Genomic DNA, 17,862 nt, shown 5'->3' on the forward strand with positions numbered 1-17,862 from the left:
TTAGTTCGAAATCTGGTTGACCAGCTCCAGCAGCTTGACGCCGTCTTCACCGGTTGCGTCGCCAAACGACTTGTCGAAAGCCGGTACCATTATCGCATTCCAGGCAGCTTCTTCCTCGGGTGTTTGGAAATGCACCTTCATACCGTTATCGGCCAGTTGCCGAGGCGCCGAGGCCGACGCTTCTTCGGACGCGGCAACCGCCCATTCCGCAGCTTTGGCCCCCGCCTCGGCAATCGCAGCCTTCTGCGCATCGGTCAGACCGTCATACCAGGCCGGGTTGAGGTAACCATGGAAGAACACGCTAAAGAGCGGCACGACCGTGACGTGGTCTTGCACTTCGAAATACTTGCGCGAATAGGCAGCTGCAATATCGGTCATGCCCGCATCGATCACGCCGGTTGAAAGCGCTTCATAAACCTTCGATCCCGACATGGCTGAAGGCGCAGCACCCATGGCGACAAGGCCCTCATCAGCCACTGGGTTCAGTCCCCTGATCTTGACGCCTTCGAAGTCTTCGGGATTGATCAACGGTGACCCCTTCGAAGTCATCGCCGTCATTCGCGTAGTGAAAAGCCACACCGCGTATTGCACGCCTTTTTCAAGGAGCTTTTGGTCCAGAAACGCAGCCGCATCGCTGCCCGGCCAAGCAGCAAGTGTCTCCAGATCAGTTACGGCATAAGGTTTCAGCGTCACGTTCATGATGGGTAGGGTCTTGCCCCACTGCGGGTTGATCGAAAATGCGCATTCGATGTTGCCTTTGGCCACGGACGGGATGTTTTCCCGCGCGCCAACGAGGCTGTTTGCGCCAAAGACCTGAACGTCGATTTCTCCGTTTGACAGGGTTTCAATCTCTTCGGCCCACCGATCGATGACCTTCGCGATATGGTGCGCAGGCGGTAGCTGGTGGCTGCAGCGCATCTCGGTTGCTTCGGCGTGAGCCACACTGCTCATGGTCGTTGCGGCCAGCAATGCGGCGGCTGCAGTTTTCACGATGTTCATATTCTCCTCCATTTTGTCATCCGGTTGATTGTTGGGCGTGCCAGTTGATCTGGCGCGGAGCTCCTGCACGCGCCAGCGCACCGCGAAGATGTTCATCAGGCATTTCGGATGCGGCGATCTCGCGGGCAGACATCAGCTTTTCCAGATCGATGCCGGTCGCAAAGCCCTTTCGTTCACAAAGGTATATTAGGTCTTCAAAGACCACGTTCCCGGTCGCGCCAGGGGCAAAGGGGCAGCCTCCGAGACCCGCCAGCGAGCCATCGATCACCCGGATTCCAGCGTCGAGGGCAGCAGAGGCATTGGCGACCCCCATCCCCCTTGTGTCATGCAGATGAATGCTCAGCGCGACATCGCCCAGTTCATTTTTTACACACTCAACAAGGTCTTGCACCTGATCTGGGCCTGCAAATCCCACAGTATCCGCAAGACCAATGATGTCTGCGCCGGCGTCCGCACACGCTGATGCGATACGCACAACTTCGTCTGGGTCGACTTCACCGGCAATCGAGCAGCCGAAAGCCATAGAAATACCGGCCTGAACCAAAGGTAAGGTTTCCGAGTTCCTGGCCATTTCAACGGTTCTACCGACCAGAGCGATTGCGTCCTTCCGAGAACGGCGGGCGTTTGCCTGGCTATGCTCTTCGGTTGCCGAGACGACCGTGACGATTTCACCGACCGGGGTTTGAACTGCATCAGCTGCACCTCGATCGTTCAAGACAAGTGCCGCCGAATGCACGTCAAGACGTTGGCAGATGTCGATGATCTCCCGAACATCCGCGAACTGCGGCATAGCCATTGCCGGAAGGAAAGATCCGATCTCAAAATGTCGAACACCGGCGGAACTTTCCCGTCGCAGCCAATCGGCCTTCGCTGCTGTTGACGGGTGGCGCCGGACCATCTGGAGACCGTCGCGCAAACCGACTTCCCGCAACACGACCCTTTCGGGAGGGTACACTTCGGACAGACGGGTCACGCCGTTCTCCCGTTCACAGCGCCGCTTGCGGCCTGTACTTCAGAAGGTGACAGTCCAAGCTCTGAAAGAACGTTTTCGGTATCATGACCGACATCTGTGACATCGAGTGATGCCGGACGGGGACTGTCGCCATCAACTTCTATGGGCAATCCCGGAGCCCGGAATACCTGCCCACCAGACAGCATCGAGTGCTGTAGACCGCCGGGACGCAAGACATGTGGGTCCCGATACATGTCAGCCGGACGGTTGATTGGAGAAAAGGGGATGCCTGAAGCTTCAAGAATTTCGACCAATTCAGTGAAATCGAGTTTTTTGATTGCTTCTGCAAAAATGGGGATCGTCCAGTGCCGCGCTTCGATTTGGCTCATTTTCGTCTGGAGCCGGCTATCCTCCAGCAAGTGCTCTAAACCGATGGCGTTGCACAATATCTGCCAATGGCCCTCCGTGACAGCACCCACAAAGATCTGGCGCTGGTCATGCGTGTCGAAGATATCGTAGACCGGCCAAGAAAACTCGCGCTCGGGCATAGGGGCTGGTTCGCGTCCGTCCAGATCGAACTGAACCATGTGTTGCATGACAAGCATTAGGCAATTCTCAAAAAGGCCGACGCGTAAGGCGCGCCCCTGGCCGGACTGTTGTCGCTCCATCAGGGCCCCGAGAACCGCAAGAGCCCCGAAAACCCCACCCATGATGTCATTTGCAGACGAACCAATGCGCAATGGACGACCCGTTGGGCCAGTCATGTAGGCCATTCCGGTCATCATCTGAACGACTTCGTCCATTGCCGTTCGATCCTGATAGGGACCGCGCAGGAAGCCTTTGCAGGACGTTATGATCAGTTTGGGGTGCTTGTTTCGCAACTCGGAGGGCGCAAATCCCATCTTGTCAAGTGACTGGTCGCGGAAGTTCTCAACGAAAACATCGGCGGTAGCCAACAGCCGATCGAGCGCAATCGTTCCTGCCTCGGCCTTGAGATCCAAAGTGATCGAGCGCTTGCCGCGATTGAAACTTGGAAAGAACCCACGCCCCATTCCTGTCAGGTGCCTTGTCTTATCCCCTGCAGGAGGCTCAACCTTGATCACCTCGGCCCCGAGATAGGCGAGGACTTGGCCGCAACTTGGCCCCATTATCATGTGGGTCATTTCAACGACCCTGATGCCCTGCAAGGGTCTGAAATCGTTTGACACCGTTTGTGCTCCGGTTGGACTCGCGCCAGCCAACGGTACTCGATCGGCGTGCTTTGCAAAATTTCAATGTTAATAAAGCTCCTTTCTGTTATTGAGAACGCATGGACAGTCGACAGCTCCGATATTTTGCAGCGATCTTTGAGGAAGGTGCGCTGGCTCGCGCCGCGGATCGGGAAAGGGTCGCGGTGTCTGCTTTGAGCAGGCATCTTTCCAATCTGGAAGCTGAACTTGGAACGCCGTTATTTGAGAGATTGCCAAGGGGCGTTCGGCCGACGGCATCTGGTGCTCGATTGTATGAGCACGCGCGAGCGATCCTGCGCTCCATGCAGGCCGCCAGTGCCGATATCAGAGATAATGCGAACGAGGTTGCGGGTGAGATCTCGGTGGGCTTTGCGCATTCGGCCGTTAAGGCAATCGGTGTGCCCCTGGTGCAGCGTGTCTCGCAAGCCTATCCGAAACTCCGCCTGCATCTTTCCGAGATCTTTTCCGGGTCCACCGCCCAGCAGCTTGCGTCTTCGGAAGTCGATTTGACCCTTACCTACAATCAGTCTCCTGACTCACGCTTCAGGTTCCAGCCAATATTGGAAGAAGAGTTGGTTCTGGTGGGCCGCCCGGATGTAATGGGCGGGACTGACGCAATCAGCTTTGAGGCACTTCTGGAATTACCGCTGATTATTCTTCGTCAAGGCCTGAACACCCGGGCCGTGATGGACGATCCGTCCCTGCTTAGACGGATCGAAGAAAACGCTCAGTTCCAGATAAACTCGATCGCCGCTATCGGCGGATCCCTTCTTTCTGGCATCGGCTGCCTCATAGGCACCGAGTTTATCCTGAAAGAACACATTGACGCAGGCACATTGGTGACTCGCCCGATTGTCAGGCCGAAGCTCAGTCGCGCGCTCTATATCGGAGAATTGAGCGATCGCCCGGCAACGTTTGCCTTAGAGGCTGTGCGTCAACTCTGTATTGAACTCACGGTTGAAGCGGTGGAAGCGCGGCAATGGAAAGCGACGCTGTCAGGTTAACCGCATCACATCGATATCGGTTCGAAGCAGCCGTTCACTGCGAAGTGTTCCGCTGATCGCTTTGCACCACAGGCACCAGTTCGAACAATTTGATCAGATGACGCCTTGGTCCGCTCCCTGTTTGCCGATCTCGATCGCAGCGAAGGCTCAATACGGAACCAGTGTCAAACAGCGGCATTCAATAATGGTTTGGGAGGTGTAGCCCGCATCGCGGCGACAATCACGCAAGACGTGCGAACGTATTCTGCATTCGAGAATGCATGACGTTGTAAATACTGCGCAAAACATGAACGTCCGCTCAGCAATCAAAACTGCGCTCATGCGCGACCACTACAGTTCTATGTTGTTAGTTGGACTTTTCTTTCTTTGGTGGGCCGCCGCCAAGCGCTCTGCTGAGTTTGTCCGAGAGTGCAAAGAAACGTTTGCTTTCTTCTGGTCCGAGGATGTTCTCGATAATCTTGTCACCCTCACGCCAAATGTCTGCGACACCCGCAAGAGCCGTCAGCCCTTCAGCTGTGATGTTGACGACATCGGCGCGTCGATCTGTAGGGTTGGTCTCACGTTGCACGTATCCAAGTGTTTCAAGCCGAGAAATCATCGAACTCATGGTTCCAGGTGAGACGCTGAACTGTTTGGCAAGGTGCTGCTGAGAGGACGGTCCGATTTGCAATAGCGCATCCAGAACAAGAGCTTGTCGATGCCGTATCTTGGATGATCCAAGCAGGTTTTCCAATTGCTTCTCCATAATTGCTGCTGAATGGAGGAAGGGGTGAATTTGTGCGTGCTGACGTTTCATGAACTCACTTTAAGTGAACTTGCGGCCTATCAAAAGAGCCAGAATACGCCCAGGAAAAATAGTTCTAATTCAAATTGTTTCAGTTGATAGTAAATCAAAAAGCCGCTAATCAGATGTAATCTCGACAAGCTATGAAAAGGACGCACTATGCGACTTGCCATAATTTCTGCTGCGCTGCTCGGGGCGACTGGCATTGCCGGCGCCGACGCACCAAAGGTTCCGTCTGAAGCGCCGTACATCGTCCTCAGCGACAACCAGGACGAACCAAACGGATTTGGGTTTTGCATCGATACATATGGCCCCGGGCGCTCCGATCTGTTGCAGACCCATTCTTGCAAACCACCCAGTGAGGGCGAGCCGCGCAGCTATGAGGGGCATGACACCCGCTTTGAGTACAACACAAACACCATGCAGGTCGTTTCCTACCCATTTGAAGGCTTCTGCATGCAGGCCTTGGTCGCGACCGGAAAGTCGGAGTTTGCCCTGCTGGAATGCAGCGACCATCCGCGACAGAAGTTCATTTACAATGAAGCAGATCAGACCCTGAGACTGAATGAGGACAAGGCGATTTGTGTGGCGGTCGCTGCGGAAACCGTCCCAGCGGGTCCCTGGGTGAAACGGCCGCTCACTTTGGGAACCTGCGATGAGATCGATGCCTCGCTGAAGCAATGGAAAGTTGTCAGCCAATGACTCAAGTTGGGGTCGGCGGCGAGCTCGACACCTCAGCACAGGAAGGATTTGAACGTCTGACCCCAACAGCAGTTTCAACCATTGCAGACACCATAAAACTGACCGCAATGTCCGCTGACCTGGCGTTCATTCACCGAGCAGAAAAAGTCCGGAACCGCCCGCGCGAGTGCCGTCTCCTATGACGAGGCTGCCAGGATCTTCGGCACCTTGTTCGGACGAAGGCGATGGGCGTCCGGCATGCCCTTGCCCAAAAGGGGGCGAAGATACATCCGGAACTCGTCTGTAACGTCGTGACCGGAAGCCGTGATGAACTCGTCGGGCATTGTGCGGGTCTTTCCCGCAACCAGTTCCAGCGGAACCAGTTCGTAATCCACCGAGTAGTGGCCGGTGCGTTTTATCGTCACCGATCCGTCGCGATCGCCGAACATCCCGTACTGGACGGCCTTTTCACCGACCTCTCGGGCTTCATTCTGGTCAACATCGGAAACGCATCCGACAAAGCTTCGCTGGATATAGCCGAGCGTGTCACCCCGGACCCGCGTGATCTGCAGTTCCTCCTTGACCTTCTGCGTCAACAGATCGGCCAGGGCGCCGCTTCCGGACAACTGCACATTACCATGTGCATCGCGCTCGACCTCCTTGGCCAGCTTGGCGATGATCGGCTCACCCGAGCCGTCATGGATGCCTTCACTGACGGCAACGACGCAGCGCCCGTAGCGTTCATACACCTGCTTGACGTCACCGATGAACCGATCGATCTCGAAGGTACGCTCGGGCATGTAGATGAGATGTGGACCATCATCGGAGAATTTCTTTCCCAACGCCGATGCGGCGGTGAGAAAACCGGCATGGCGCCCCATGACAACGCCAATATAGATGCCGGTCAGCGCCGCATTGTCGAGATTGATTCCCATGAATGCTTGAGCCACATACCGCGCGGCTGAGGGAAAGCCCGGCGTGTGGTCGTTCTCGACCAGGTCATTGTCGATGGTTTTCGGAATATGGATGCAGCGCAGATTGTAGTCTGCCTTGCGCGCTTCATCATTCACGATGCGAACCGTATCCGAGGAATCGTTGCCGCCGGTGTAAAAGAAATAGCCGATCTTGTGCGCCCGCAGGACCTTGAAGATTTCCTGGCAATACTTCAGGTCCGGTTTGTCGCGCGTCGAGCCAAGCGCCGAAGACGGTGTGTTTGCCACCATTTCCAGATTGTGGGTGGTCTCCTGGGTCAGATCGTAAAAATCCTCGTCCAGTATCCCGCGCACGCCGTGCACGGCACCGTAGATCAACTCGACGGAGCGGAACTTGCGTGATTCCAGGACCGCCCCAACCATGGACTGGTTGATAACCGCCGTTGGACCGCCTCCCTGGGCGACCAGTACCTTGCCGTGAAACACAGAGATGTCCTCCCGAATCTATCTATAGAAACTGGCACCAATAATGGTCAAAGAACAAGCGTCTAATTGGACGGCCGGCATTATCGGACCAAACTCATCCTCGCTGCGGCCTTGGGCTTGATCACTTGTGGACGCATGGACGCACTTGCGTTTGCTGTCTAGCCCAATCCGGCGCGTAAACCCTTAAATTTTTGCGTCATGCCTCGGACGGATACTCCGGGAGATCCCAAGCACAATCAAAAGCAGGACGACAGGCAGAAGCGCCAGCGGGCTCCCCGCCGCGATCAGTGCCGTGCCCGCCGCACAGGAAATGGACGCACCGGCCTCCGCGAGCGTCGAGGCCTTCGAAGCGACCTGCCGGCGCCGGAAGGTTGTGCGTTCGGCTTGAGATCGAAACCAGAGTTGAACCAGGATTGCACTTGCTGCTGCGATCATCGCGCCGGCAAAGGTGACCACTGCCCCCCATAACGATATGAGCGCCAGGCACAGAGCAATCGGCAGTAGTATTGTGGCGATAAGCGTCAGGACCGACAACACTTTCGCCCAGAGGCGTGTAAACAGGGAGATGGGGGCCGTTGCGATCAGATCGGGGGCATCTTCACCGGAGATGGTCAGCCAGGCAAGGCCGCCGGCAAGCTGGCCGACTGCCATAACGATAACGGGAGCGATAATCACGGAAATCTCGGTGTTCTCGCCAAAACTGACCCAGAGCATGACAGCCGGCGGGATAAGATAGAGAACCTGCATCAGTGTCTGGGAAACCAGCCACGGGTCGCGGAATATCAGACTGAGCTCCTTGTGAACGAGCGCGCCGAACGGCGAGTAACTGCGAAAGGCCCGTTCGGATGCGCGTCCGCGCGCGGTCTTTTCCGTGACACCGAGTGCCAACACGACAATGCGGCGAAACTGAACCGCGCCAAGCCAGGCTCCCATCGCAAAAAACAGGACGGAGGCTGCAAAGATCAGAATAACGGCATTGGTCTGTCCGGCCACAGCGTGGGCGGGAAACCACCATGGGGAGCCGGCAGACGGCGCATGGTTCGCCAGAAAGGCCGGGTCGAAGAGAGTGAACCGGGAGATCGACCCGAAGGACAGGATTGCAACCACCTGCATCCCGATCAGGAAGGCCGCACCGACAATGGCAGCCAGTATTTGCGCAGTGAGGCGCGTACGCTGCGCGCCCACCGTTCGAAACAGCGCGAGCGTGATCAACACACCTGCTCCTGTTGCGCTCAGCGATACTGAAAAGAGAACCACATATCCCGCAAGCCAATGCTGCCCGCCAAGCACCACGGCAACGTTGAGGAACGGAGACATGACAAGTGCCGACATCACCCAGCTTGTCAGAGCCATCATGACGATGCGCACAAGAAACAGGTCACGGGAGGGCGCGGGTGAAGACAGTATCAGGTCGAGATCATCGCGGGCGTAGAACGCGCGCGTTACCGATTCCATCGCCTGCGACAGCATCATGGTGAAGCTAAGCAGGACCGTGACCGAAAGCATTGCTTGCGTGGTCTGATTGAGCATGATCCCGGTGGCAAAATAGGGCGAAAGCGCGGCGTACGCGATCAAATGCATGATCGCATAGAACACGCCCATGCCGATCAGTGCGCGCCGCAGGCTGGTGTTGCGCCAGCCCGAAAACATCCAGGCCCAGTCACGCCAGGCGAGTCGCAATTCATGCCTTGAAAAACGTATCAGGGCGGAATGTGCCGCGAGTGCGCTCATGCCACCTTCTCGTCAGGGTAATCTGCTTTGCCCGTTTGTGCGCCGCCTTCGGAGCCGCCGCCCACGATTTTGAGGAAAATGTCCTCCAGGGAATTGCCGTCGGCGCTCGCTCGTTCGCGCAACTCTTCCAGCGTGCCTTCGGCAACGAGCTGTCCGCGGGCGATAATCCCGATCCGGTCAGCCATACGCTCCGCGACTTCAAGGATATGCGTCGTCATGACGATCGACACACCCTGCGCAACAAGGCCGGACAGCACCTTCTTCACCTGCCGAGCAGATCCTGCATCAAGTCCGGTGAGCGGCTCGTCGAGGATTATCAGACGCGGTTCGTGGATCAGGGCACCGGCAAGCGCCACTTTCTGACGCATCCCCTTGGAGAACCCGCCACAGCGTTCATTGGAATGAGCCGCAAGTCCGAACGAGTCGAGCAGAGTGTCGGCCTTGAAACGCGCAAGGTCCGGTTCCATGCTCCAGAGGCCTGCCACAAACTCAAGATATTCGAGCGGTGTCAGCTTGTCGTAAACCATGGGTTCGTCCGGGACCCAGGCCAGAACATGCTTGGCGGCAATCGGGTCGGAAAAAGCGTCGATGCCACAGATCTTGACGGAGCCCGCATCAGCCTCGAGCAATCCCGCCACCATCCTCAGCGTCGTCGTTTTACCCGCGCCGTTCGGACCCAGCAAGGCATAGAATTCTCCCTCACGCACTGTCAGGGAAAGATCGTTTACGGCGGGTTCGCCAAAGTATTTTTTGAGATTGAGAATATCGAGTGCGGCAGGGCTGGAGGACGGCATCAGTATCTCGTCTGAATGATGTTTCGGCCAGTTTACCGCGGGGACCTTTCGCTAGGGTAAAATCCGGTCATGTCTCGCGGATCGAAGCACCCTGAACGAACAGGAGTTTCAGGAAACCGGATTGGTCCTCCGAGAAGGGAACATCACATCTCCACATAACATCCGCTTCCCGCCCATCCATAAATTTGCTGCTTCTGCAACGAATGACAGCTTTCGGGTATAGTTTTCAAGTTGTTGAACGTCCAAATTTTGGACGCACAGCTGTCGTTTAGTCCAAACAAATTGATGTCGGTCTTGCCGTTGGACGATGGTCCAAAGCTTGTCGCTTGCTGCTGATATAGGTATGCATGTCATGTTTATTGTTATGAACAGATAAATTGCCAGCAGGGTAGCAATGTTTCGGATTTTTCTTCTTGCTTGTGTGGTGTCGCTCGCAGCGTTTCCAGCCCTTGCCGAAAAACGTACGGCCTTCATCGTCGGCAACGCAGACTACGCCAACGCGGGGCGGCTCGCCAATCCGGTCAACGATGCGCGCCTCGTGGCCAATACGCTCGAAGGTCTGGGCTTTGATGTCGCGCTGGCGGCCGACCTGACGCGGGCAGAGCTGGCGGCGGAGTTCTCGGCCTTCCTCGACAGGACCGAGGGCGCAGACGTAACTCTCTTTTACTACGCCGGCCACGGCATGCAGTTCGAGGGACAGAATTACCTGTTGGGTGTAGACGCCGCGTTACGAAGTACCTTCGACGTGCAGAGCGAGGCGCTACCGCTCAACCGGATCGTGCAGATGCTCGAAGAAAGAGCGCGCGCCGCTCTGGTCTTCATCGACGCATGTCGCGACAATCCACTTGCCACCGAGTTTTATACCCAGAATTTCTCGCCGACGCGGGCGCTTACGACCCGGGGTCTCGCACCGATGGCGGGGCGCTTCCAGGGTTCGATGCTAATGTTCGCAGCCTCGCCCGGGCAGGTGGCCTATGACGGCGCCTCTGGGAACTCGCCGTTCACCCAGGCGCTGGCGAAGCACCTGCCGACCGAAAACGTCGAGATCCTTACGCTGATGAAGCGTGTGATTCGCGACGTGAAGTCCGACACAGACGACAAGCAGGTACCAACGGTGACGAACGACTTAGCGCTGGAGGTGTACTTGAAACTTGGCGAAGGAGGTGAGGGTTCGGCCATCGCCGCGGCGCAGGAGGAGGCGATCTTCGAGGCGGCGCTGGCCATTAACACCGAGCGGGCCTGGGATATCTACCTGAAGCGGTTCCCGATGGGATCGATGCGTGACCTGGCGCTGGCTGCGCGCGAGGAGTTGACAGCGGCAGCGCTGGCAAGCGCGCCGGGGAGCGTCGTCGCCGAGAGCGGACAGATCACGGTTGCGCGCGATACGGCGGCCTTTGCCGAGCAGTCGCTTGGGCTGTCGAAGGAAGATGCGCGGGCGGTGCAGGCGGCACTAAACGCGCGCGGCTACGATGCGGGTCCGGAGGATAGCGTGATCGGGGCGCGAACGCGCCGGGCGATCGCGGATTTCCAGGCGGCTGCGGGGCTGCCGTCGACGGGCGTGGTGACCGCGGGGACGGCAGATGCATTGAACGTCGAATTCGTTGTGGCTGAAACAAGTACAGTCCCGATCGTGTCTTCTAGCAATGCACGACGGTACGACCCAAAGACTTTGGCCCTTCTCGAGACGGATCCGCGGCTTCTGAAAGCTGCAACGGCGCTCGCAGGCAAAGAATTTGTTTATGGATATTATGAAGATCGTCTATTTGTTGGTGTGTTGACATGGTGCTGTTCGAGATCCGACGAGGCGAATGCGCTCGCCGAGCGAAGTGGTGGACATCTGGCGACACTCACGACACCCGAGGAAAACGACTTCGTCTTTCGTTTGGTCAAGGACGACAAGCGATTCTGGCGGGACCACGGCGACAATTCCTATGTAGGTCCAACCTTCGGCTTACATCAAACGGAGGGTGCGCGCGAACCCGACGGAGGTTGGGGCTGGGTGACCGGCGAACCTGCCGACTGGATACCTTGGTTCCCAAGCCAGCCAAACAACAGTGGCGAGGGCCAGGCGGTGATGGCGGCGTTTTTCAATGAACCCCCGATTCCAAATAACCGTTGGGCGGACGCCCACGTGGTCCACACCGGCATCATCATTGAAATCGATTGATAGAGGTTGCCCTTGGATCCACCAGGGCTGATCGGTCATTCCCCTTACGCAGATGACGGTTCCACAGAGACAAAATGCGATCTACCGAAATCATTTTGTTTATCAGTTCGGGGACACGTCGCGAGTGTTTTCTGCCTATCTGAACAACACATAACTTTGGAAAGCAGCGGCAAAGAACGCGATGACCAGGCAATGCTTCTTCTGGTTGGCCGCTTCGTCCGCATTAAGGTCAATTTGCGTCGACCGTATTGAAGGTCTGCTTGCCTCACCAGGCCCCAAAGGAACGTATGCCGGCAATGCGGGCGCAAATCCACCGAACACAATCGGCAGCTCGTACACAGCCATCGCCTCGAAACGACCCCGACAACAACGACACACACATTCCCTGCCCCTTCCCTAAACGTCGCACTTGCCTGTGTGCGCTGCAATAGGCTCTAATCGACGGCAACGAACCGCACCCCGGGAGGAACCGTTGAGCAAGACCAATCGCGGTAATTTTTTTGAAGACTTCGAGATCGGCCAGGTAATCCGCCACGCAACGCCGCGCACGGTTACAGGCGGTGATCAGGCGCTCTACACCGCGCTCTACGGATCCCGCTTTGCCGTGCAGTCTTCAGATGCCTTCGCGCGTTCGCTTGGCTATGCCCACGCTCCGGTCGACGATCTGCTGACCTTTCACATCGTCTTCGGCAAGACAGTGCCGGATATCTCGCTGAACGCCGTTGCCAATCTCGGTTACGCAGGTGGCCGTTTTCTCGCACCCGTCTACCCGGGCGACACCTTGTCGACCGTGTCGGAAGTGATCGGCAAGAAGGAAAATTCCAACGGCAGGACCGGTGTCGTCTATGTCCGCTCGACCGGCTACACCGCCAATGGAACCGAAGTGCTGGATTATGTCCGCTGGGTCATGGTCAACAAGCGTGATCCCGGTTCGCCTGCGCCCGACCCGGTCGTTCCGGACCTTCCCGCCGCGATCGACCCGGACGCGCTCGGCACCGCGGTTCCCCTGCTGGACAGCGCGAACTGGGACAACGACCTGTCGGGGTCTGCGTTTCGGTATGGCGATTACGCAATCGGCGAGAAGATTGATCACGTCGACGGCATGACCGTCGAGGAGGCGGAACACCAGATGGCGACTCGTCTTTATCAGAACACGGCCAAGGTGCATTTCAATCAGCATACCGAATCCAAGGGCCGTTTCGGCAAACGTCTGATTTACGGCGGCCACGTGATTTCGCTGGCCAGGGCCCTGTCATTCAACGGGCTCGGCAATGCCTTTCACATCTCGGGCATCAACGGCGGGCGTCATGTCGCGCCGCTGTTTTCCGGCGACACCGTCTACGCCTGGTCGGAAGTCCTCGACAAGTCCGAGATCGAGGGCCGGATGGACGTTGGTGCGCTGCGCCTCCGGCTCACCGCCGCCAGGAACCGTTCCTGCCAGGACTTCCCGCTGAAAGATGGAGACGGCAAATACCTGGAAGATGTCATCCTCGATTTCGACTATTGGGTTCTGATGCCGAAATAGGCGGACACGGCCATCCCTCTTCCAGGTGACGACAAGCCATATCCCGGTTACCTTGCATGAGGGAATAACCTAGAGGAGGCCGGTATGCTGACGACGCTCTCTGGAAGGGAAACCAGCCTGCTGTTCGCCATCATGGAGGACATGGTCGCGATCCGGGACGCGCGGAAACTCAGAACGCAGATCGGCGAGCGCCTGCTTGATCTGCTGGAGGCAGACTATTTCGCCTCCTATGTCTGGACAAAATCCGACGGTGACACCGGCGGCGTCTATCTGAACATGGACGAAAGCAACCTTGCTGCGTATGAAAGTCACTACCAGTACTGCGATCCGATTACACCGAGATTCCGCATGTGCCAGCGAGCCGCCCACGTAGAACAGGTCATCTCCAGGGAACAATTCGACCGCACCGAATTCTACAACGATTTTCTGGCCCGGGACGGGCTGTACCATGGCATGAACTATCACGCTTATTCGGCTTCCGGCCATCTCGGCGACCTGCGCATCTGGCGAAGTGGCAATCGCGAGACCTTTCAGGAACGGGATCTTGAACTGCTCGATGCAATCGGAGCCGCATTCGGCAAGGCACTCGGTAACCTGCGATCCGACGCGGAAAAATTGCGCGACACGGACCCGCGTATCCGAGTGGCCAATTGGGCGTCACAGCACGGATTGACGGCTAGGGAACGGGATGTGATCTGCCTGCTCGCTGAGGGAAGGCGGGATCGGGAGATCGCGACGGTTCTCGGCGTTTCGGTAACGACCGTGCGGTCGCATCTCAAGTCGATTTTCCAGAAATCCGGCGCATCCAGTCGCGCAAACCTGATCGTGAGCCTCAACGCACCTGTGCAATAAATTTCACCTTCTCCTCATTTTTGAGGATGCGGACTGACATGTTTAAGCGTTTGCTGTTGCCCCTACCGGAAGAAGGGGAACGATCATGAAAAGGCATATCACCGCCGGCCTGGCTGCTGTGGTTGCGCTTGTCATCAGCCCTGCTTCGGCCACCGAGGACATCACCACATTGTCCGCTCGGGAGGTTGCCGAAGCAATTGCTGCTCAAAGTCTCACCGCCACGGATCTCGTGAATGCGTTCATTGCAAGAACGGGCGACGACGCCGGCAATGTCTACATCACGCTCGACAGCGAAGGAGCCCTGGCAGCAGCGACGGCTGCCGATGAGGCAGTAAAGGCCGGCGCCGACCTTGGACCGCTGCACGGCGTTCCCCTTGTCGTGAAGGACAATATTGCCTCCGCGGGTTTACCGACCACCGGCGGAACGCCGGCACTGAAAGCCTGGATACCGGCGACAGATGCACCCGTGCTTGCAAAACTCCGGGACGCTGGTGCAATCCTTCTTGGTAAGACCAATCTGCACGAACTTGCCTTCGGCATCACATCCAACAATGCGGTCTTCGGAGCGGTCGCGAATGCCTACGACCCGGAACGTTTTGCCGGTGGGTCGAGCGGAGGAACGGGCGCCGCCATTGGTGCGCGACTGGCTTCTGCCGGGCTTGGAACCGATACTGGAGGCTCCGTGCGCATTCCAGCAGCTCTCAATGGAGTTGCCGGATTGCGCCCGACGACGGGTCGATATCCGGCAGGCGGTATCATCCCGATCTCGTCCACGCGCGACACACCCGGACCGATTGCAAGAACCGTCGGCGATCTTGCACTCCTGGACGCCGTAATCACGGGTTCACCGGGCACACTGCCTGCAGTCGAGCTTAACTCGGTGCGGCTTGGCGTACCCTCGGGCCTGACGGAAAACCTGTCGCCGGAAACGGAAAGGGTGTTCAGGGCTGCCCTGGACAAACTGGAGAAGTCCGGAGCCACGCTGATCGAAGTCGATATCAGCGCGGAACTCGACCTTGCAGGCAAAGCCGGCTTCCCGATCGCCCTTTGGGAAGTCAAACGAGACCTCGCGGCCTTTCTGGAGCAATACGGAACCGGGCTCACGCTGGATGATATTGCCGGTGCGGTGGCCAGTCCGGACGTCAAATTCGTGTTCGAAAACCTGGTCCTCGGCAACCAGGCGATACCCGAGGAGGTTTACCGGATGGCCATGAACGACCTGCGCCCCCTCGTCCAGTCGGGCTATGCGGATGTCTTTGTGACCAACAAGCTCGATGCACTCGTATTCCCGACAACCCCGCTGGAAGCGCAGTCGATTACAGGATCCGACCAGACGGTCTCCCTCAACGGCGAGGATGTTCCGACGTTCCAGACATTCATTCGCAACACGGATCCCGGTTCGATTGCCGGCATACCGGGATTGTCTTTGCCGATCGGCGTCACCTCTGAAGGACTGCCGGTCGGCCTCGAGCTTGACGGCCCGGCCCATTCAGACCGTCACCTGCTGTCGCTCGGACTTGCCATCGAAGCCGCTCTTCCCGAGATGCCTGCACCGGCGCCGCGTTGACCAAAAGCGACCAGACGGTAAATCTGGAGTTTCCTGTCTGGACTTTTGCCAAAATCATGGCACACACTCCCGGAAATCGAGAGGAGCGTGCGCCGTGAAAACAGTTTCGTTCACCCAGATGAAGGACGGTACGAAAGAAGACTACCAGCTTCTTGAACAGGCCGAAAAGCCGTATCTTGCGATGACGGCGGAAAGGATTCTTTCCGAGCTCCGCCGCCAGGGTGAAGACACGCTGACCGGATACAAGATCACGCGGATGGACCATGGACTTCAGGCCGCGACGCGCGCACGCCGGGAAGGCGCGGATATAGACTGGATCATCGGCGCACTTCTTCATGATATCGGTGACGGCCTTGCACCGCAGAACCATGACCGGTTTTCAGCAGAAGTGATCCGCCCCTTCGTGCGCGACGAAGTCGCCTGGGTCGTTGAACACCACGGCATTTTCCAGATGCTTTATTACGCCCGGCACTACGGCTGGGACGAAAATGCACGGGACCGTTTCAAGGATCACGTGCATTTCAAGGCATGTTCCGATTTCTGCGAACGCTGGGATCAGAGTTCCTTCGATCCGGAATTCCCCACCGATACGTTGGAAAGTTTCGAGCCGTTGGTCAGGGACGTTTTCGCACGCAAGGCTTATGATCCCGCCGTCCTGCAGGTAGGCGTCTCAAATGGGTTGCCTACAATCTGAATATCCAGCCGCGACCGTTGAGGTCAGGGCTTGGCGCCCGGTACCACATCCGTCGTGATCGGTCCGACAAGACCTTCTTCCTCGGTCGCTTTCGGTCCGAACGGAACCCAACGTTTCAAGAACCTTCCAGTCGCACTGCCGCCGGACTTCTTCTGTGGCGCGAACGCCGTTTCAACGGCAGTACCGGTGGCATCTGCTTGCGGCGCTGCCGGGTTACCGGCGCCCGCGACCGCGGCTGTTGCTTCCTCATTCGCGGCCGATTGCTCGCCTGATGGAATCGCAGCCGTCGTGATACCGGTTTCCTCCGTACCGCCACCGAGCGCCGTCGCAAGGCGGTTGGAGCGATTTTCCCAACGCTGCTGACGTTCGTCACGCGAATCGAACTTTGCAGCAAGCTGCTGGAATTTCTGGTCGTCCTTGCGTTGCTTTGAGGCAACGGCAGATGCAATGCGCGGGCTTACCTGGTATTCCGGGCACTTGGCGCTGGCCCGGAAGGGAACGCCCTCGACCAGTGTTGTCGCGTCAAAGACATATTTCTTTTCGCAAACAGAGACCTTTGGCGGCGTCTTGGTGACCTCGAAATGGTCATAGCCGGTCTTCAACATGTTCCAGTAGCCAAGATGATCGTTGTCGCGGTGGCGCGCCATGTTTTCCGGCGTCATGCGAAACGGAAATGCCTGTACCTGGAAAGAGCGCTGTCCGCCCTTGAAGCTCTCGCGGGCGAGAGCGTAGATGTCTTCCACCTGCTCATCGGTCATGGCATAGCACCCGCGCGAGGAGCACGCGCCGTGCACCATCAGATGCGACCCTGTGCGCCCGTGCGAGCGGTCATACTTGTTCGGGTAACCGAGATTGAAAGCCAGATGGTAGCTCGAATTCGGATTCATGAGCGCCGGCGTGATCTCATAGAAACCTTCCGGAGCCTGACGGTCGCCTTCCTTGAATTTCGGACCGAGTTTGCCGGACCACTTGCAGATCTCGAATTCGTCCAGAAGCTTGAATTTACCCGTCCGGGTCTGCTTCCAGACTTCAAGTTCGGACTCTTCCTTGAAGATACGGATCATGATCGGCGACGTCGAACTCATGTTGAGATCGGTCATCTTGCGCTTGATGGATTCGCTGACGGGACGCAGATGCTTGGGTCCGGCGCCGAACTCGTCGGCCTGACACGCGGCCAGAACACCGGCTGCCAAAACCAGCGCGCCGGCCCTTGATGCCGCGCGGCCGCTCCTGCGGCGTGAACCCGGGTACAGTCCGGCTGGCGATTTCGATAGGCGCCCAAAGACCATGTTACTTTCCCAAACTGATCGGAAACCGAAAAGCTGCGGCAAATGGCTTGCGTCAGCTTCGACAAGGTTTCCTGCGTCTTGCCCCCGCGCAAGGCTAGGGAATGTTAGTTGACGATAAGTTACTGAAACCCGCCTGCCCTCGCGAAGCAAATTCCGGTGATAAATAAAAATATCTT

General features: G+C 57.5%; 15 protein-coding genes. 7 read left to right on the forward strand and 8 right to left on the reverse strand.

Annotated elements, in window-relative coordinates; all coding sequences use genetic code 11:
- Genes dctP through ACO6TI_RS02780 form a run of 3 tightly spaced genes read right to left on the reverse strand, consistent with a single transcriptional unit; the run spans position 1 to position 3,159 of the window.
- The gene (dctP, locus tag ACO6TI_RS02770; RefSeq protein WP_422384298.1) at positions 1-999 is read right to left on the reverse strand and encodes a TRAP transporter substrate-binding protein DctP; all 999 of its coding nucleotides are present in this window, start codon (positions 997-999) and stop codon (positions 1-3) included.
- A gap of 16 nt (positions 1,000-1,015) precedes the next feature.
- Positions 1,016-1,972, reverse strand: a complete 957-nt coding sequence (locus tag ACO6TI_RS02775) for a hydroxymethylglutaryl-CoA lyase (RefSeq protein ID WP_422384299.1) — start codon at positions 1,970-1,972, stop codon at positions 1,016-1,018.
- Positions 1,969-3,159 carry a CaiB/BaiF CoA transferase family protein gene (locus ACO6TI_RS02780; RefSeq protein ID WP_422384300.1) on the reverse strand — a complete coding sequence of 397 codons (1,191 nt, stop codon included), beginning with the start codon at positions 3,157-3,159 and terminating at the stop codon, positions 1,969-1,971. Before ACO6TI_RS02780 ends, ACO6TI_RS02775 begins: the two co-directional genes overlap by 4 nt.
- Positions 3,160-3,260: 101 nt before the next feature.
- Here ACO6TI_RS02780 and ACO6TI_RS02785 point away from each other — a divergent pair, with 101 nt between their 5' ends.
- On the forward strand, positions 3,261-4,184 hold the full coding sequence (locus ACO6TI_RS02785) for a LysR family transcriptional regulator (RefSeq protein ID WP_029062569.1): 924 nt from the start codon (positions 3,261-3,263) through the stop codon (positions 4,182-4,184).
- 346 nt (positions 4,185-4,530) lie between these two features.
- Here ACO6TI_RS02785 and ACO6TI_RS02790 read toward each other — a convergent pair whose 3' ends face one another.
- The gene (locus ACO6TI_RS02790; protein WP_422384301.1) at positions 4,531-4,980 is read right to left on the reverse strand and encodes a MarR family winged helix-turn-helix transcriptional regulator; all 450 of its coding nucleotides are present in this window, start codon (positions 4,978-4,980) and stop codon (positions 4,531-4,533) included.
- 147 nt (positions 4,981-5,127) lie between these two features.
- Here ACO6TI_RS02790 and ACO6TI_RS02795 point away from each other — a divergent pair, with 147 nt between their 5' ends.
- Entirely contained in the window at positions 5,128-5,670 is a 543-nt protein-coding gene (locus ACO6TI_RS02795; RefSeq protein WP_409860331.1) for a hypothetical protein, read from the forward strand.
- Positions 5,671-5,846: 176 nt separating this feature from the next.
- Here ACO6TI_RS02795 and ACO6TI_RS02800 read toward each other — a convergent pair whose 3' ends face one another.
- The 3 genes from ACO6TI_RS02800 to ACO6TI_RS02810 form a co-directional block, all read right to left on the reverse strand.
- A complete protein-coding gene (locus ACO6TI_RS02800) occupies positions 5,847-7,067 on the reverse strand; it encodes a 6-phosphofructokinase (protein WP_029062570.1) in 1,221 nt (406 codons plus the stop codon).
- A 183-nt stretch (positions 7,068-7,250) separates the two neighbouring features.
- Positions 7,251-8,798 carry a permease gene (locus tag ACO6TI_RS02805; RefSeq protein ID WP_422384302.1) on the reverse strand — a complete coding sequence of 516 codons (1,548 nt, stop codon included), beginning with the start codon at positions 8,796-8,798 and terminating at the stop codon, positions 7,251-7,253.
- The gene (locus ACO6TI_RS02810; protein WP_422384303.1) at positions 8,795-9,592 is read right to left on the reverse strand and encodes an ABC transporter ATP-binding protein; all 798 of its coding nucleotides are present in this window, start codon (positions 9,590-9,592) and stop codon (positions 8,795-8,797) included. The genes ACO6TI_RS02805 and ACO6TI_RS02810 overlap by 4 nt, the downstream gene beginning before the upstream one ends.
- A gap of 394 nt (positions 9,593-9,986) precedes the next feature.
- On the opposite strand from ACO6TI_RS02810, the gene ACO6TI_RS02815 reads away from it, so the two are divergent.
- The 5 genes from ACO6TI_RS02815 (at position 9,987) to ACO6TI_RS02835 (ending at position 16,397) form a co-directional block, all read left to right on the forward strand.
- Complete coding sequence (locus ACO6TI_RS02815; protein ID WP_422384304.1) at positions 9,987-11,759, forward strand: caspase family protein; 1,773 nt, start codon at positions 9,987-9,989, stop codon at positions 11,757-11,759.
- A 472-nt stretch (positions 11,760-12,231) separates the two neighbouring features.
- Positions 12,232-13,284 (forward strand): MaoC family dehydratase, encoded by a 1,053-nt coding sequence (locus ACO6TI_RS02820; protein ID WP_108874308.1) that lies wholly within the window; start codon positions 12,232-12,234, stop codon positions 13,282-13,284.
- Between the two features lie 84 nt (positions 13,285-13,368).
- Positions 13,369-14,136, forward strand: coding sequence for a response regulator transcription factor (locus ACO6TI_RS02825; RefSeq protein WP_422384305.1), 768 nt, complete (start codon positions 13,369-13,371; stop codon positions 14,134-14,136).
- Between the two features lie 85 nt (positions 14,137-14,221).
- A complete protein-coding gene (iaaH, locus tag ACO6TI_RS02830; RefSeq protein WP_422384306.1) occupies positions 14,222-15,703 on the forward strand; it encodes an indoleacetamide hydrolase in 1,482 nt (493 codons plus the stop codon).
- A gap of 94 nt (positions 15,704-15,797) precedes the next feature.
- Positions 15,798-16,397 carry an HD domain-containing protein gene (locus tag ACO6TI_RS02835; protein ID WP_422384307.1) on the forward strand — a complete coding sequence of 200 codons (600 nt, stop codon included), beginning with the start codon at positions 15,798-15,800 and terminating at the stop codon, positions 16,395-16,397.
- Between the two features lie 23 nt (positions 16,398-16,420).
- On the opposite strand, the gene ACO6TI_RS02840 is transcribed toward ACO6TI_RS02835, so the two are convergent.
- Positions 16,421-17,686 (reverse strand): L,D-transpeptidase family protein, encoded by a 1,266-nt coding sequence (locus tag ACO6TI_RS02840; protein ID WP_422384308.1) that lies wholly within the window; start codon positions 17,684-17,686, stop codon positions 16,421-16,423.
- Positions 17,687-17,862: the final 176 nt, after the last annotated feature.

It is taken from the genome of Roseibium album (assembly GCF_965233825.1).
Taxonomy (GTDB): domain Bacteria; phylum Pseudomonadota; class Alphaproteobacteria; order Rhizobiales; family Stappiaceae; genus Roseibium; species Roseibium album.